We start from the raw sequence: 16588 nt of genomic DNA, 5'->3' as shown, positions 1-16588 counted from the left end.
TTGGGATTGATTGTCTGATTATCCAAATTACAAATTGCTGCCCGTAAAATGAACCCGGATCACCTCCCCGTATGCTATTTTAATATCAAAAACGCTGGTCAGTGCTATTTCGTTGACAATCGACAGGATCAAGCGGATCACGCCGGCATGGGTCACAATAGCCACCTTCCCGTATCCCGTTTGCCCGATTTCCTCCCAAAACTCACGCACGCGTGCATACATCTGCACCATGCTCTCGCCCCCGGGCGTGCACACGTTCACGTAGTCGTCCATCCACAACTGTAATGCCTGCTGGTCGACCGTATCCCAGGTTTTACCCTCCCATTCCCCGAAATCCAACTCCTGCAAGCGATGATCTATCGAAAATGCGGGCGAAATCGCGCGGGCCAGTTCGGTACAACGCAGTGCGGGGCTGGAAAAGATTACATCAAAATCGTCATCCAATTGGGAACACACCGCATCCCGTTCCGACGGAAAATCAGCATGCAGCAGAAGCTCCTTTCGCCCGTAAATCAGACCCGCCTCGAAAACAGGCGTCGTGTGGCGGATCAGACAAATTTCCATAACACGACTACGAAAAAGTAAAATGCGACCTCACATACCTGCTGAATCGCACCCAGGCAATCGCCGGTATAGCCTCCGATCCATTTTTTAAAATAGTTCGCCAGCAGCAGCGTGACCAGCCCCAATAGTGGAATCCCCGCCAATACCAATGGCTGTCGCACATATACGGCCATTCCAAACAGCGGCAATACACCGAAAACGATAGCCGTTACCAGCACCCAAAAAGGTGGCTTCCCGGCGACCGGCTTCGCTTTACTGTCGGTATCGCGCGCGTATGGGAGCATGTAAATGACGAAAACCGGCATGAGCCTGCTTAATGCATGGCCGCTAACCAATATCCCGAATATCCCGCTCTCCCACCCCGCGATAGATTGCAAAAGCGCGAATTTCAACGCAAGAATCAATATCAAACCTACGGAGGCATAGGTACCGACCCGGCTATCCTTCATGATTTCCAGGATCTTTTCGCGCGTCCATCCGCCTCCGAAACCATCGCAAACATCGGCAAAACCGTCTTCATGGAAAGCACCGGTCAATAGTATGGAAATGATCATGGAGCACAAAACAGCTATCGAAGGGTTTGTGAGATAGGCTGCCCCAAGCCACGCACCACCCGCGACGCCCCCCACAATCCAGCCCACAAACGGCAAATAGCCCGTCGCCAAACTGAGGTTTTCAGGTCGGTAAACTACCCATTTAGGTGCCGGTAAGCGCGTGTAAAACTGTAATGCCGTAAAAACCAGGGTGAGATGGTGACGTATTGGGAGCATCTGCCTTCGGTTTAGTTCTCTGCTTTCTGACTTACCCCAGCACTTTCAAAACTTGCCATTTCGTTCAGGAATGCGACGGCGCTTTGCAGGAGCGGGTACGCGAGCGCGCAGCCTGTGCCCTCGCCCAGGCGCATATCGAGCTTCAACAACGCTTCCGATTCCAGTGATTCGAGTAGCAAGCGATGGCCTTTTTCGTTGGATTGATGGCAGAAAACCGCATTTCGCTGAACGCCCGGGTCCATTTTTAATGCAACTAAATAGCTAACGGAAGCGATGAAGCCGTCGACCAGCACCAGCATACCCAGCCGCGCGGCTTCGCGCATGGCGCCGCACATCATCGCGATTTCAAATCCGCCAAATGTCGCCAGAACCGATTCGGGATCATTACCTGTATTTTGATGGTATTCCAATGCCTGGGTTAATACCGCTATTTTTTTGGCAAGCTGGTCGTCGTCGAGGCCTGTTCCCTTGCCTGCGCATTCAGATATCGGCCTGTCGAGTAACCGGCTCATAATCACCGATGCCGAAGAAGTGTTACCAATACCCATCTCGCCAAAACCGATCACGTTACAGCCGGTCTCTTGCACCTGCCGGACTAATTCGGCACCCTTTTCCAGGGATTGCCTGCACTCGGCGCCCGTCATAGCAGGCTGCTGCAAAAAGCTTTTAGTCCCAAAGCCCACCTTCGCGTCGACCAATTTTTCATTTTTACCAAAATCATAGTCTACACCGGCATCCACCAGCAAGAGACCAATGCCGTGCTGCCGCGTAAAAACGTTGATCGCTGCACCTCCACCGATGAAGTTAAGCACCATTTGCGGCGTAACTTCCGATGGATAGGCGCTTACGCCTTCCGAAGCAATCCCATGGCTGGCTGCAAAAACGATGATATGCGGGCTCACAAGTTGCGGCGACAAGGTGTCCTGCACCGACGCAATTTGAAATGCCAGCTTTTCAAGCGCTCCCAAAGCACCCAAAGGCTTCGTTTTCAGATCAATTTTCGCCTGAATTTCCTGTTTGGTAATAGTGGCAGTATACATAAAGTTATTGAAGAGATTTTAATACCAATGGAAGTCCCGAAACGATCAAAATCGCCTCTTGTGCCGCAGCGGCCACATATTGGTTGGCCCAGCCCTGCAAATCGGCAAATTTCCGGCCCGCTTCCGTTTCAGCATGAACGCCCATGCCTATTTCATTGGATATGATAATTAATGTAGCGTCGATATTCGCCAGCATGTCGAGTTCGGCTTTAAATGCGGCCAGCGACTTTTCGACATCATATTCAAAAGCAACAAACAAATTTGTAAGCCACAATGTAACGCAATCGATCACCGCCACCTTTCCTGCGAGCGGCAGCAAATGAATATTCCGCTCACTTTCCAGCAATGTCCATTCCGGCCCGCGCTCTTCCTGATGCCGTTTTACACGCCTGGCAAAATCCTCGTCCCAAACCCTCGACGTAGCCACATATACCGGATTGGCACTTTTTTGCAATGCCAGATCCATCGCAAACCTGCTTTTTCCGCTGCGGACACCGCCCGTAACGTAAATGATCATGACGGCTCCGCACTTTTAAAGCGTTTATACAAAAAGAGCTGCCATTTTTCCTCCGCAACGCCTGCCTTGTCCATTTCGGCTCGTGCGAGGGTAAAAAACAGGTCCGACAGCCGGTTGACATAAGCCGGGATAGCCTCATTTACCTCGTCGGTTTTGATCAGCGACACCAACCTCCGCTCGCCCCTGCGCATTTGCGTCCGCGCAACATGGCATAGCGCCGACACCTCGTTCCCGCCCGGTAGCAAAAAGTAATCGGACGGCGAGGTCATAGCAGCTTCAAGCGCATCGATCCACTCCTCACAAAAAGCCGCTCCATCGACCGGCATCGGGTTTTTGTTCTCTTTTTTTGCGTCCGAAGGGCGAGCCAGGTGGGACATCATGTCCATCAGATCCTTTTGTATTTTGTGCAGATTAGCCTGCCATTCATGCCCCGTGCCCAACTTTACGCGCAGCAATCCGATCGTCGAATTGGCTTCATCAAGCGTGCCGATGCATTCAATGCGGACGTCGTCCTTGCTTACCCGGCTTCCGCCAAACAACCCGGTGGTACCCTTATCGCCCTTTTTGGTGTATATTTTCATTTAATTGATTGATTTATAGTATATCAACTCGTGCTGTGGCAACAGCTCCGGGTGAAGAATGCGGATCAGGTCGGCCAGCACCAGATGCGGGTTCACCGCACCGGATTCCCAGTAATCGTTCGCACCCTGCGCATTCATGCGGTTGTTGTAGCTGTAAATACGGTTGGTTTTGAATGATTTGAAGTCGGCATAACGGATGTCGCGCGCCAGAACATCTTTCCTGGTTTGTACATTTCCAATGCTCACATTCAGCCAAAAGTCGGCCTGCAGCGCAACCGGATAAACCGTTTCAAAGCTTAGTGGCAAACTTCCCGTCGCTTTTGTGTTCGCCCAATGGTACGAGGCTCCCGCGTCCCGGAAAAAGCAGCTCACGTAGCTATCGCCATTCGGAACATTCCAGGCGTCTTTCGAATTCATCCCCGTAATCAGGCTGGGGCGTAAGGCAACTTTGGCTGTCAGTTTCACCAACTGTTTATATTCCTCCTCCACACGCGCGAACTTTTTGTTCACTTCTCCTTCCTTATTGATCAATGCAGCGAGCAGTTTCACCCATTCCGCCCGTCCCAGCGGTGTGGTTTCCACCCACTCCGAATTGACCATCACCGGAATCCCCGCCTGATGTAACGACTCATACCGGCTCACCTTCGAAACCGGACTGCCCGTAGCCATAATCAGATCGGGATGCATGCTCACCAACAATTCTTCATTAAGCCCCTGATCTTTGCCTACTTCCACAATCCGGCCGGATTTGATCCGGTCCAGCACTTTGGCGGAAGAAACATATTTGAGATTTCCCATACCTGTGAGAATATCCTCGCAGCCCAGGAACCCGATCAAGCCGATGTGCAGCGACGACATCGCGACCATGCTCCTAACGGGGATCTCGATCACCTGGCTGTCGTTGTACCCGATCGGGCGTGGCGTACCGCGTTGTACCAGCACATACGTGAGCGTATCCGTCGCTTTCTCGAACGGGCTCATGATCCTGACGACCTTATAGTACTTGTGATAGCTGATTTTGAAGCCCTTGGCATAAACCACTTTGGCCTTTTCGGGGAAGAGGTCACGACCAGCGTAATGAGAATCGCCTTTTTCGTAAAGCGATGAAGAAGTGCTGCAACCGGCCAGCAAGCCGCACAGCAGTATGGCTGCAAGTATTTTTCTAATAGTCATGAGTCACCGGCCTTTCTTCCGAAAGCCATATTAACAGCGTTTGCAGGCAGGTCTTCTGACTCGTTCAACCCTTGTGCCTTCCCGGGGTAACCCCAGTGACATCATACAAGAGCCTCGTTGTGAACTCACAGCAGCGGAGACTGTTCCGGACTTTCACCGGATTCCCTTTTAATCACGCGAAATGCGTGTACCTGGATGGCCGCAAAACTAGCGATATTTTATTGCTTATCATTGTAAAGATTCATTTGCACACTCCCAACATGAAACGAGACGACATCCTACGGAAATCGATCCTGGAAGATATTTCCGAAGATTGGTCGGCACTTCGCCAGCGTTGGTTCAGAAAATCACGGAAGACAGAGACTTGAACTAATCAACAGAAGAATCATCAATACCATCAACACGCAAGTCCGGTGATTAACATTTGCCGCGCTTGTAATTTCGCCCGGCTTGATGACCCGGTCGTTCTCGCCGATAAAAGGCTTCTCAACCAACTTTCCCTGATACACATTCGGCCCTCCGAAGCGGCAATCCAAAATTCCCGCCAGGGCTGCCTCGGGGTAACCGGCATTCGGGCTTTTGTGCTTCCCACCAAATTTGAAGATAAATAGTAACCCTCGTTTGCTCCCGGTCACCAAAACCATCAGCAACGCTGTCAAACGCGCCGGGATAAAGTTGGCCACGTCGTCCAGCCGCGCGGCAAATTTCCCAAACCATTCATAGCGTTCATTCCTGTACCCCAGCATCGAATCCATCGTGTTGACCATTTTATAAGCCATCATGCCCGGTACCCCTGCTATCGCATAGTAGAAAAGGGGCGCTACGACTCCGTCGCTCAGGTTTTCGGACATTGTTTCCAACACCGCGATGCGTATCTGCTGCGCATTCAGCTTTGAAGTATCCCTGCCAACAATTCTCGAAAGCTGTTGCCTACCTGCGTCCAGCCCTTCATTTTCCAACACACTGAACACCTTTTTACCTTCCGCAATGAGGGAATGGTTGGCCAGGCCGTAATAAACCCAAATAGTATTGACCAACACCAGCAAAACAGGAAGCTGCATCAGTATTACATTGGTCCAATAAAAAAATGCAAACACTGAAACCACCAGGAGTACGCTTAGTACCGTCCCCTTCAAAAACCGGAACCGGCCATGGTTCAAGAGTTTTTCACCCTTCGCAATGGCATTACCGAACACCCGGACCGGATGTGGCCAGCTGTCGGGATCGCCCAGCCATAAATCCAGCAAATACCCCGCAGCCAGCGGAAGGATTAATAATAGAGCGTCTGCCATTCTTTCAATGCATCGAGCATTTTCTGATTATCATTCGGCCGTTGCGTGGCAAGGCGCAAATGTTGCCGTGACAGGCCACGGAAGTTGCCGGCGTCGCGGATAAGCAGGCCGTGTTTGTCGACCAGGAATTCTTTGAGTTGAGCCGCATTGCGCACCAAAGTTCTTGCTAAAAAGAAATGCGTATCACTTTCCAGCACTTCCAGACATTCCAGTTTTTGCAATTCTTGAACGAACGTTCTTTTATCCTCCAAAAGCTGTGAAACTGGTGGCTGAATATCCTTGAAATGATCAAAGATGTAATGTCCGGCCGTCATGGCTATGCTATTAACAGTCCAGGGCTGTTTGATATTCATCAGCGAATCAATCAATTCCTCGCGTGCGAGCAGATAACCCAACCGCAATCCGGGAATAGCGTAAGTTTTTGTCAACGAACGCATGATCAGCAAATTCGGGAACTTCGACATCAACGAAATAACTGACCCGGCTCCCTCTGTGAAATCGATAAACGCCTCATCGACTACGAACAAGCACTGCGGGTTTAGTTTAAGCCAGTATTGCAAATCTCTAAAAATCAACCCAGTTGGATTGTTCGGACTACAAATAAATGCCAAATCACTCCTCAACCTCGGCAATTCCAGTGCATCGTGCCAGGTCAAACCAGCAATCTCATGATCGAATAACAGGCAGGCATCCTCATATTCAGCAAATGAAGGAATCACGACCGTTGTGCGCTTTCCGGAGAACAATTGAGCAACCAGGTAGATGCTTTCGGTAGTTCCGCTACATACGAGCACCTGCCCTGCCTGCACCTGATGGTGCCTGGCTACCTTTTCGCGCAAACTCTCGGCAAGTACCTCCGGGTAACGGTTTATTTCATTCCATTTTGCAAAAACATGCTCCTTCAAACCCGCTGGTTCGCCTCCGTACCAGACATTCGTGCTGAAATCTGCGATGATCCTGCTGCCATACCTGTAACCATCGTCGCCGTGCCCGTGTAACATAATCTATTCAGCTATACTCTTATAAATCAATTCCATATCAATGTGTGTGCGCAGCAAATCCGCCAGCTTGTCATATTGCTGTTCTCTAAATTCATGATAATCATATTGCACGCCTTCTTCATTTGTGTACGGCGCTAAAATGGCATCGATTACAATCTGATTATCCAGAATGCCGTGCAGATAAGTCCCCCATGTGTACACGTCCCGATAATATCCGTCCTTACGCCCATTTGAAAATGTGGCAACTGACTCTCCGGGTTCCAATGCAGCGGTTTCACCCATATGAATCTCGTAACCGGAGCATTCATCCGCAGCTTCCCTAAACCGAAATGTGCATTGCAATGTCGTCTTTTCAGGCTGCAAAACCGTCCTTACCGGCAAAAGCCCCAATCCCGGTAATTCCTCTATTTCTCCTTCGATATGTTGCGGATCCAGAATGCTTTCACCCAGCATCTGATACCCGCCACAAATCCCGATCACCGTCTTCCCGGCTTTATGCGCGTCGTAAATTGCCTTCGCTACACCACTGTTTTTGATCGCCAGCATATCCCCGATCGTGTTTTTACTCCCGGGAATAATCACGATCGAAGCTTTGGCAATTTCGGATGGCTCGTTGGTATAATACAAATTAACACGTGGATCCTTTTCCAGTCGGTCGAAGTCAGTAAAGTTGGAAAGCCTTTTCAGAAGTATCACCGCCACATTTACCTTGCCTTCCACAGCCGAGCGGTATTTGAGTTCCAGCGAGACCGAATCTTCCTGTTCGATGTGAATGTCACGAAAATAAGGCAAAATACCCACTACCGGCAATCCGGTGAGTTCTTCCAGCATTCTTTTGCCCTCTTCAAACAACCGCCCATCACCCCGGAATTTGTTGACAATAATCCCTTTCATACACGCACGTTCCTCTGGCGTAAGCAAAGCAATAGTACCATAAACACTGCCAAACACCCCTCCTTTATCGATATCGGCGATCAGGTAAGTAGCCGCACCGGCATGTGCCGCCATTCTTAGATTAGTAATATCCCGGTGTTTCAGGTTCAGCTCTGAAATACTGCCTGCTCCTTCCATTACAATAGGCGAATACCTGGCTGCGAGGCGGTCGAATGCATCCTTTACAGCCGAGAACAATTCGCGCCGGTCGTTGGCCATAAAATATTCGTAGGCAGACTGGTTTCCTACCGGTTTCCCGTTCAACACCACCTGAGAAGTTCTATCATTGGTAGGTTTCAGCAGGACCGGGTTCATGTCCGATTCGCATGGTATTTGAGCGGCTTCGGCCTGAACAGCTTGTGCGCGCCCTAGTTCAAGCCCGTCGGTCGTCACAAAACTATTGAGCGACATATTCTGGGCTTTGAATGGCGCCGGCTGGTAGCCATCCTGTTTGAATATCCTGCAAAAACCGGCTGTGATCGCACTTTTGCCCACATCCGAGCCCGTCCCGACAAACATAATCGGACGCAATTTTTTAGTATTCATTTCATTTAAATATCAATCCGCTCCGAAATCGTCTCTGTGATTTCATTAGCCGAAAGTTCGTGTAACGACAAATACTCCGCACCAAGCGCCGCGGCCAGCTCCCTTGCCTTTCCATAGCGCACATATCCGCTCTCCGTATCCAATACCAGCGCCGGATATTTCAGGTTTTCAGCCAATTGCAGCGACTGCCGCCATGCATCTCCGCCTGCACCTGGCAAAGGCACATTTGCTTTTCCATCGCTCAATAGCACGAGAAATGGCTGCGCATGATCACCTTTTACGAAAGAGGCCAGCATTTTTTCCGCCAATTGCAATGCATGCGGCAACGGGGTTCGTCCGCCTGTCGGCAGCGTTTCCAGCGCCTGTTCGGCCTGTTCAGTACTCCGGGTTGGTTCTAGCAAAACGGATGCTTCTACCCCACGGAAGGCAATCACAGCCACCATATTACGCTTTTGATAGGCATCTTGAAGCAAATTCAGCACGCTGCCCTTTACGGCTTCCATTCGCTTGCCCGCCGCCATCGACCCCGATGCATCCACAATGAACATGATAAGGTGACCCGCTTTCCCATTTCTGACCTTTTCGTGCAGGTCCCGTCTCCCTACGCTCAACTGATCCGGATCCCGTGCCAATGCATGCAGCACAGTTTCTGTCAATGCAATGTCGGTAGCAGTCTCACTTTTGACAGTCCTCACCTGAAAGCCTTTCTCTGTCTGTCTCGCTTTTACCCCGCGCTCGTTCAACGAATTCGGCAAAACAACGGGCTTGTTTTCAGCTAATTCTGGAATGTTTATTCTAAAATCCATTCCAGAAACGTTTTCATCCGCCTCTGTATCGCAATTTCCTTCGCCACATTCTCCTTCACCTCGCTCGTCTCCCGTCGTTTGCCCGATGGCGGGAGGCTGCATACCATTCTGTGCAGCATTATCCTGGCCAGCATTATCCTGATCATCCTTCAACGACTGACCTGCCTGTGGCGGCGTTACCTTTTTACCCTTCCTGTGTGTCAACACCAACACGGCCCCCTCGCGTATATCTTCCGGGGTTACCATCGTGCGCCCGTTCAATGCCGCGATGGTGATCGCTGTTTTGTATAACACAATATCAGCGCGAAGACTGCCCACGCCCCATTCAATGCAAAGCCGGCTGATCATGTTGAGCAATCCGTCCGGCATTTGAACCAGCGGAAGCAATTCTTTTGCCCTGGCGATTTGCCCCCTGACCATTTCCTGACTACTAATCCAACGGTTTTTAAAGGTCGCCGGATCACTTTCAAATCCAATCCTCCTCCGCACCACCTCGGTCCTCGTCTGCACATCGGTTTGAGCTTCCACTTCCACCATTAACCCAAAACGGTCGAGAAACTGCGGGCGCAGGTTTCCTTCCTCCGGGTTCATCGTACCGATCAGCACAAAACGCGCCGGATGGCTCGCTGACAACCCTTCCCGCTGGACTGTATTGATGCCCGACGCTGCCACATCCAGTAAAACATCCACCAGATGATCGGCCAAAAGGTTCACTTCATCGATATACAAAACCCCCTCGTGCGCGCTCGCGAGCAGGCCAGGCAGCAGCTTTTTAGTTTTACTGGAAAGAATGGCCTCGATATCCAGGCTTCCTAGCACGCGGTCTTCCGAAGCACCCAGCGGCAAGTCAACAAACGGGACCGGCTCCCCGGTGTGCATCGCGGGAGGCATCACCTCCGCCAATCCGCGTACCGCAGTACTCTTTGCAGTACCTTTTTCGCCTTTAATAAGCACCCCGCCAATGCCGGGATTGACCGCACACAACAACAGCGCCTTTTTCAGTTCATCTTGTCCGACGATCGCGGAAAACGGGTATAAAGTCATTTCAATATTCATTTCAGCACGCCCTAATCGGTTCTCGATTCCAGCAGGGTTTCACTTTTGAGATACAGATTTTTCAAGCCTTCCAATGTCTCTTCCGAAGGCTTTTCCCAAAGCCCCCGCTGTGCAGCTTCTAGCAGGCGCTCGGCAATTGCATGAAGTGCCCAGGGGCTGTTTTCTTCAAAAAACTGCTGCATAGCGACGTCCAGTGCATAAGTTTCAGCCACTTTCTCGTACATCCAGTCGTCGACGACATGCGCGGTCGCGTCATAGCCAAACAGGTAATCCACCGTGGCCGTCAGTTCCAGAGCCCCTTTGTAACCATGCTTTTTAATGCTCTCGATCCATTTCGGATTCACGACCCGCGAGCGGAAAACGCGCAGGGTTTCTTCTTTCAAATCCCTCACCACCGGCCGGGACGGATCCTGTGAATCTCCGAAATAATGCTTCGGTTGCTGACCCGTCAGATTCCGGATTGTGGCGATCATACCGCCATGAAATTGCAGGTAATCGTCGCTGTCGAACAAGTCGTGCTCCCGGTTGTCCTGGTTGTGCAATGCCACTTCCACGCTGGCAAGCCGCTGGGTAAATTCCTTGCGGGCGTCGACACCCTGCGCATTACGCGAATACGCATAGCCGCCCCAATTGACATAAGCCTGTGCAAAATCACCGTCGGTTTGCCAGTTCTTCTCATTGATCAAGGGTAAAATACCTGCCCCGTAACTCCCGGGCGCTGCGCCGAATATCCGGTAAGCAGCACGCTCCTCCGCGTCTTCAATGGATAATGCATCATCTTTTTGCAGTTCGGCCAGGTCTTTCAGGTAATGTTTTCTAACAAAATTCTCCTCAAAAGGCTCATCCGCGGTGATTACCATTTGCACAGCCTCGTCCATGAGTTCGATCAGGTGTGGAAACGCGTCCCTGAAAAACCCGCTGATTCGCGTTGTTACGTCGATACGGGGCCGGGCGAGCTCGGCTAACGAAATGATTTCCAACCCATTGATCCGCCGGCTCTCCGCTTGCCATATCGGTCTTACGCCCAGCAATGCCAACACTTCGGCCACGTCGTCGCCATGCGTACGCATGGCGCTGGTACCCCAAATGCTTATCCCTACACTTTCGGGATAACGGCCGGTTTCTTTCCAATGGCGATCAAGCACCTCTTTGGCAAGTTGCTGCCCTACCTCCCAGGCCGCTTTGGAAGGCAATACCCTCGGGTCGACGGCGTAGAAATTCCTTCCCGTGGGCAGGATATGCGCCATCCCGCGCGTAGGCGCGCCGCTCGGTCCCGCAGGCACGTACCCGCCCGAGAGCCCATGCAGCAGATTGGTGATTTCGTCGCCGGTGCGGGCGAGGTTAGGTACGAGGTTTTCCGATATGAAAGTCAATATACTGCGCAAACCCGCTAGTTCAGGCAAGCCGGGATTCCGATCGATCGATTCAAATATGACCTCGTCAATGGCGGTTCTATCGAATCTGTAATGTTCGAAAAGCCTCACGACGTGCGCCGCCATTTCGCCCAGGGCTTCCAGCACATCCGCTGCAGTTACGAGCGTCCGACCTGCCCAGGTTGACAGATTCTCCGCCGGCGCGGGCAGTTTTTGTCCTTTTTGTTGATGGAGTGTTTCAATATCAAAACCATATAAATATGCCAAAACAGCCTGCATTCCTGGCACTGGCCCGTTAGGGAGCCGCGTGAGCGATTGCAGCATATCCATCAATGCCTCTCCTTCCGGCATTTCGCCCAACGTATGCAAACCGTTACGGATCTGCGCGGCGCCGAGTTCGCACAAATAGCCGTCGATATCCTCGATCAAATGCGCAATATCTTTCCCGTCCATTTCCGTGAGGCTTACAGGCACACCTTCGGGCGTCATATCCTCATCCCAGTCATGTTTGTGGTCGCCATGGTCGCGGTTTAGCATAGCCGAAAGGTCGGCATCGAGATTGGTCTGTTTAATCAAATCCCATATTTGCCTTTGAAGCAATGGTAACTTGGACGGATCGAGGCTTTCTACCTGATAATATTCGTCGACCAGTTGTGTAAGCTGAGCCAATTCGCCATAAGTGTCGGCTGAGGTCATCGGAGGCGTCAAATGGTCGACGACCACGGCGTGCGCGCGGCGTTTGGCTTGCGAACCCTCTCCGGGATCGTTGATAATAAATGGGTAAAATAATGGCAAATCGGCGAGAAAAGCATCGGGAAAGCAGTTTTCCGATAGCCCTATGTCTTTCCCAGGCAACCATTCCAGGGTGCCGTGCTTGCCCACGTGCACGATGGCATCGGCGCCCCAGCCGTCGCGCAGCCATCGGTACAATGCATAGTAATGATGCGTAGGAGGCAGATCGGGCTGGTGATAGATTGCATCGGGGTCCATGCCATACCCCCGGGGCGGCTGCAATGCCACAAATGCGTTGCCAAGATCGAGCCCGGCCAGTGCGATATGACCGTCGTGCACATAAGTTTGCCCTGGTGCCGGCCCCCATTGTTTCAGCATCTTTTGCCGGGCAGCTTCGGGTAATTCGTCAAACCAGCCCGCATATTGCGCGGCAGAAACCCGCGCCGCAGCCTGCGCAAGCTGGCCGGGCGTCAGGAAGTCTTCATCATAGGCGCAACGGTCTATCAAGGAATGGATCAGCTCCGTGCCGTTTGCGGGCAAATTGTTTATCCGGTATCCCTCGGCCTGCATTGCCCACAGGATATTCATCAGCGAAGCCGGCGAGTCAAGCCCCACGGCGTTCCCTATCTGAGACGCTTTCGTATTGGAATTGGTAAAAATGAAAGCAATCTTCTTATCTGCATTTTTCAAATGTCTCAGACGTGCAAACCGGATGGCTAAACCAGCAACACGATCTATCCGGTTATCCAGCGGCTCATACCCCCGCGTATCTTTTCCTTTCTCCTTGAAAGAAACCGGTACCGTGATAATGCGCCCGTCAAACTCGGGAATAGCCACATTCATGGCCGTATCCAGCGGATTGAGCCCTCGCGAAGACGATTCCCACGGCCCGCGGCCCATACCGCTTGTGATAGCCTGCAAAACCGGCACATTCAAATCCAGCAACGCTTCGGAAGGCGCACTGCTCTGCCCCGACGGCTGAATATCGCTCATCGCGAATGATATTGTATTCACCAGCACATCAATTCCCATTCCCACTTCCGTATCGAAATAACTGAATGCTTCCGGCTTGCCGGTCTCCGCATGCACGGATTTGAGTGAGGAAGTAAATACCGGCAGCACATTTACGCCACGGTCTTCGAGGGAGCGGATCATCGCATCCACGAAATTGGTATTCCCGCTCAGCCAATGCGCCCGGTAAAATGTAATGCCTACCGTCGCCAGCGCGGGATTACGGTATTTCAGCCAGTCGGCTTTGTCGGCAAATTCGGGCAAATCGGGATGGTAAATGCCGTGTTCGGGTAAATGAACGGGTGCTTCGGCACCGAACCCGGTCATCAGTAAATGATCGGAAAGGTAGCTCAGCAGCGAAATCAGGTTGCTGTAACCACCGGCCTGTAAATAGGCCAGCGTTTCGTGCAAAATGGCAGGTGAAACCGTCGATACCGCCGCAAATTCAGGGTTCAACTCCCCGGTGCCGCTGATCACTACCAAATGCTGACCCCGTTGCCCCGCCAGTTTTACAAGCTCATTAAATCCCGGAATGCCACTTAGCCTGCCGTGAATACGGACCATGATAATCTTTGCCTCTGCAATTTCCCTTTGCAAAAGCTGCTGCATTTGCTCTTCGCTTTTGATCGCCATCAGGCTGATGCCCGTTGTTTTGGGAAAATCCTCCGGCAGGAGTTGCATCGCTCGGTCGAGCGTGAGCAAGTCCGTGTCCGCATGCGTGAGGAACACGATACCGTCGGTCGGAATAGCCGTTTGACCGAGCTCCGTCGATTTCTCAGACCCTTTCCAGGTATAAAATTGAAATACATATTCGGCCAGGTCCGAAGGCGGGACAAGGTACCTGTCGGCCTTGACCATACTTTCGATATAGTCAAAAATCGCGATGATCTGCCAGTCGTAATTGATGGAATGGAACCACACCGAATGGCCGTCGAAGAGCAGGGTAACCACATTCGCCAGCGTACAGGGCCCCAGGCAGCCGCCTTTGGTCATATGCACGACATTCCGTAGCTTCCGCCGCAGCCACTCACTCTTATATAACTCTACTGGAATGGGTGCATAACCGCGGTCGATGCGTCCGCAGCAGCAGGCGTTGTAGCAATACGAAAGGTGCCCCCGCCGCTGCACGAGGTTAATGGCTTTTCCGTCGGATCGGGTGATGCGCTGGCGTTTCATGGTAGGCTATCGGCTTTCGGCACTTGGCTTTCGGCGTTTTTTGTGGTTTTGTTGATGAGGTGTTGAATGAATTCGGGTTTGTCGGCCCAGTAGAAATGAGTATAGCCAGCAAACGTATTTTGCACTCTAAAAAACTGTGTATCAACCGGCACACCTCTTGCATTGGTCATTTGTGCCAGCGGTACTTGCGCAAATTGTTCCTTCAATGCGGAATAATGGAATTCATGGCCTTTGATTTCCAGCCCGTCCCAACGCATTACCCGGTAGCCAAGCGTCATTTTCGAACGTTGCAGCGTCGTTTCGCAATCGAGTACTCCGGCCATCGGGAAGGAATTGCCTTTGCCGTCGGTGATCGCCTTACCGAGGTACATCAGCCCGCCGCATTCCGCGTACGCCAGTCCTCCGTTCCCGCAATAATTACGAATGCTTTCCAGCATCGGCAGGTTGCCGGACAACTCCTTCGCAAACAGTTCGGGATAGCCGCCGGGCAGGTAAAGCAGGTCGGTTTCCGGCAAAGTGGCGTCTTTTAAAGGGCTAAACCACTGCACCTCGCCGAATGCACGCAGGCATTCAATATTCTGGTGGTACAAAAAGGAAAATGCCTCATCGTAGGCAACCGTTATGCGCAGGTTTGGAGGTTTTCTATCTGCTTTAACTAAATGATTTTGCTGACTCAAAATCTCCGCATTTTCGTCGGGATAGCTCACAGAAGTAATTTCCAGCAACCGGTCAAGATTCACCGTTTGCGGGATAATCTCGGCCAGCCTCTGGATAATCTCTTCATAATCTGTTTCAACCGAAATGTGCAATCCCAAATGCCGGGAAGGGATGTGCAGCGCTTCATTTTTAGGCAAATAGCCCAAAGCCTCCACGCCGGCGTCGACACAGGCATCTTGCAAAAACCGGTAGTGCGATTCGGTGTTCACAAAATTAAATATCGCCCCCACCACGCGGATTCCGGGATAGAAATTTTTCAAACCATAAATCAGCGGGGCCGCCGAATACGCCATTGACTGGGCATTGATCACCAGTAGGACCGGCATATCCAGCAATGCCGCTATCTCTGCGCTGCTACCTTTCATTTTATCGGCCCCATCAAACAAACCCATCACACCCTCGGCCACGCTCACATCCGCACGCGAGGCGTAATGCGCGTACACGGCCCGCATGTGTGCCTCCGAAGCCATAAAAGTATCCAGGTTCAGGCCCGGTCTTCCTGCCGCAGTGGTGTGGTGGATCGTATCAATGTAATCCGGCCCGCATTTGAAAGGCTGCACTCCTAACCCCCTCTCCCGGAGCGCGCGCAGCAATGCCAGGGTCACGGTAGTCTTGCCCGAATTACTCGACGGCGCTGCGATCAGGAAACTGGATTTTGGAAGAGACATCTTTAAGCCATCGATAATTTGAAAGTCATGAAAACTTCAAATGCATTCGACAGCAGAAAACAGAAAGGCATTCCCAGGCAGCGACGCCACCGGGCAATCGAAACGGGCGAAAACCCGACGAATATCCAAACCAGACCCTGCTTCATACCGCGAAAGCATTGTCAACAAGGAAAGGTCAGGTGCTCTGGCTTGGGTTAATTTTGAATGATTGACCCTTCACAGTTGCGCGACAGCTCGTGATTCTCACACGATTCCCCTGGAATGCGTTGATACGCAATCCCTTTTCCTGTTGGAGAAGTAAGTTAAAGAACTTTTTGTGATGTAAAGTTAGCGGTATTCGGCTATTAATCTGGTTTATCTCCCACAAAAACACATAGCTTTGCATATTCATTGGTTTGCGCCTCCGGGCGCGATTAAAAGGGAATCCGGTTTAAATCCGGAGCAGTACCCGCTGCTGTAAGTTCACTAACGATGTTCTTGGAAGATGTCACTGGGGTTACCCCGGGAAGGCGCAAGAACTTGAACGAGCCAGAAGACCTGCCATTGAATCATCCGGTTTTGCTTTCGGGAAGAAAGGCAAGAGGAAACGGCAGGCTGCATTGCGGTTGAGCCACTCCCTGCATTCTCCCATA

At 51.6% G+C, this 16588-nt stretch carries 12 protein-coding genes and 3 riboswitches; all 12 genes read right to left on the bottom strand.

The genetic code is table 11. The features are described from left to right. Positions 1-27 precede the first annotated feature (27 nt). Positions 28-564, bottom strand: coding sequence for a histidine phosphatase family protein (locus ACTJJJ_RS17220; protein WP_440702477.1), 537 nt, complete (start codon positions 562-564; stop codon positions 28-30). Continuing rightward, positions 549-1334: an adenosylcobinamide-GDP ribazoletransferase gene (locus tag ACTJJJ_RS17215; protein WP_440702476.1), complete on the bottom strand. Its 786-nt coding sequence runs from the start codon at positions 1332-1334 to the stop codon at positions 549-551. The genes ACTJJJ_RS17220 and ACTJJJ_RS17215 overlap by 16 nt, the downstream gene beginning before the upstream one ends. Positions 1335-1345: 11 nt before the next feature. Next, entirely contained in the window at positions 1346-2374 is a 1029-nt protein-coding gene (cobT, locus tag ACTJJJ_RS17210) for a nicotinate-nucleotide--dimethylbenzimidazole phosphoribosyltransferase (protein ID WP_440702475.1), read from the bottom strand. 4 nt (positions 2375-2378) lie between these two features. Beyond that, on the bottom strand, positions 2379-2891 hold the full coding sequence (locus ACTJJJ_RS17205) for a bifunctional adenosylcobinamide kinase/adenosylcobinamide-phosphate guanylyltransferase (RefSeq protein WP_440702474.1): 513 nt from the start codon (positions 2889-2891) through the stop codon (positions 2379-2381). Next, positions 2888-3472, bottom strand: coding sequence for a cob(I)yrinic acid a,c-diamide adenosyltransferase (locus tag ACTJJJ_RS17200; RefSeq protein ID WP_188933036.1), 585 nt, complete (start codon positions 3470-3472; stop codon positions 2888-2890). The genes ACTJJJ_RS17205 and ACTJJJ_RS17200 overlap by 4 nt, the downstream gene beginning before the upstream one ends. After that, complete coding sequence (locus ACTJJJ_RS17195; RefSeq protein ID WP_440702473.1) at positions 3473-4645, bottom strand: ABC transporter substrate-binding protein; 1173 nt, start codon at positions 4643-4645, stop codon at positions 3473-3475. A 28-nt stretch (positions 4646-4673) separates the two neighbouring features. Next, positions 4674-4855, bottom strand: a riboswitch (cobalamin riboswitch). Positions 4856-4992: 137 nt separating this feature from the next. Continuing rightward, positions 4993-5937 (bottom strand): adenosylcobinamide-phosphate synthase CbiB, encoded by a 945-nt coding sequence (gene cbiB, locus ACTJJJ_RS17190; RefSeq protein ID WP_440702472.1) that lies wholly within the window; start codon positions 5935-5937, stop codon positions 4993-4995. Next, on the bottom strand, positions 5916-6938 hold the full coding sequence (locus tag ACTJJJ_RS17185) for a pyridoxal phosphate-dependent aminotransferase (protein WP_440702471.1): 1023 nt from the start codon (positions 6936-6938) through the stop codon (positions 5916-5918). Before ACTJJJ_RS17185 ends, cbiB begins: the two co-directional genes overlap by 22 nt. A 3-nt stretch (positions 6939-6941) precedes the next feature. Beyond that, positions 6942-8417, bottom strand: coding sequence for a cobyric acid synthase (locus ACTJJJ_RS17180; RefSeq protein ID WP_440702470.1), 1476 nt, complete (start codon positions 8415-8417; stop codon positions 6942-6944). 5 nt (positions 8418-8422) lie between these two features. Beyond that, positions 8423-10267, bottom strand: coding sequence for a magnesium chelatase subunit D family protein (locus tag ACTJJJ_RS17175; protein ID WP_440702469.1), 1845 nt, complete (start codon positions 10265-10267; stop codon positions 8423-8425). 23 nt (positions 10268-10290) lie between these two features. After that, positions 10291-14571 (bottom strand): cobaltochelatase subunit CobN, encoded by a 4281-nt coding sequence (gene cobN, locus ACTJJJ_RS17170; protein ID WP_440702468.1) that lies wholly within the window; start codon positions 14569-14571, stop codon positions 10291-10293. Beyond that, positions 14568-15956 (bottom strand): cobyrinate a,c-diamide synthase, encoded by a 1389-nt coding sequence (locus ACTJJJ_RS17165; protein WP_440702467.1) that lies wholly within the window; start codon positions 15954-15956, stop codon positions 14568-14570. Before ACTJJJ_RS17165 ends, cobN begins: the two co-directional genes overlap by 4 nt. 156 nt (positions 15957-16112) lie before the next feature. Continuing rightward, a riboswitch (cobalamin riboswitch) is annotated at positions 16113-16255 on the bottom strand. Positions 16256-16330: 75 nt separating this feature from the next. Beyond that, positions 16331-16515, top strand: a riboswitch (cobalamin riboswitch). Positions 16516-16588 lie beyond the last annotated feature (73 nt).

Source organism: Dyadobacter sp. 22481 (assembly GCF_052044875.1).
Classification (GTDB): domain Bacteria; phylum Bacteroidota; class Bacteroidia; order Cytophagales; family Spirosomataceae; genus Dyadobacter; species Dyadobacter endophyticus.
The sequence above is the reverse complement of the archived record's forward strand: the minus strand, read 5'-3'. Positions and strand labels throughout refer to the sequence as shown.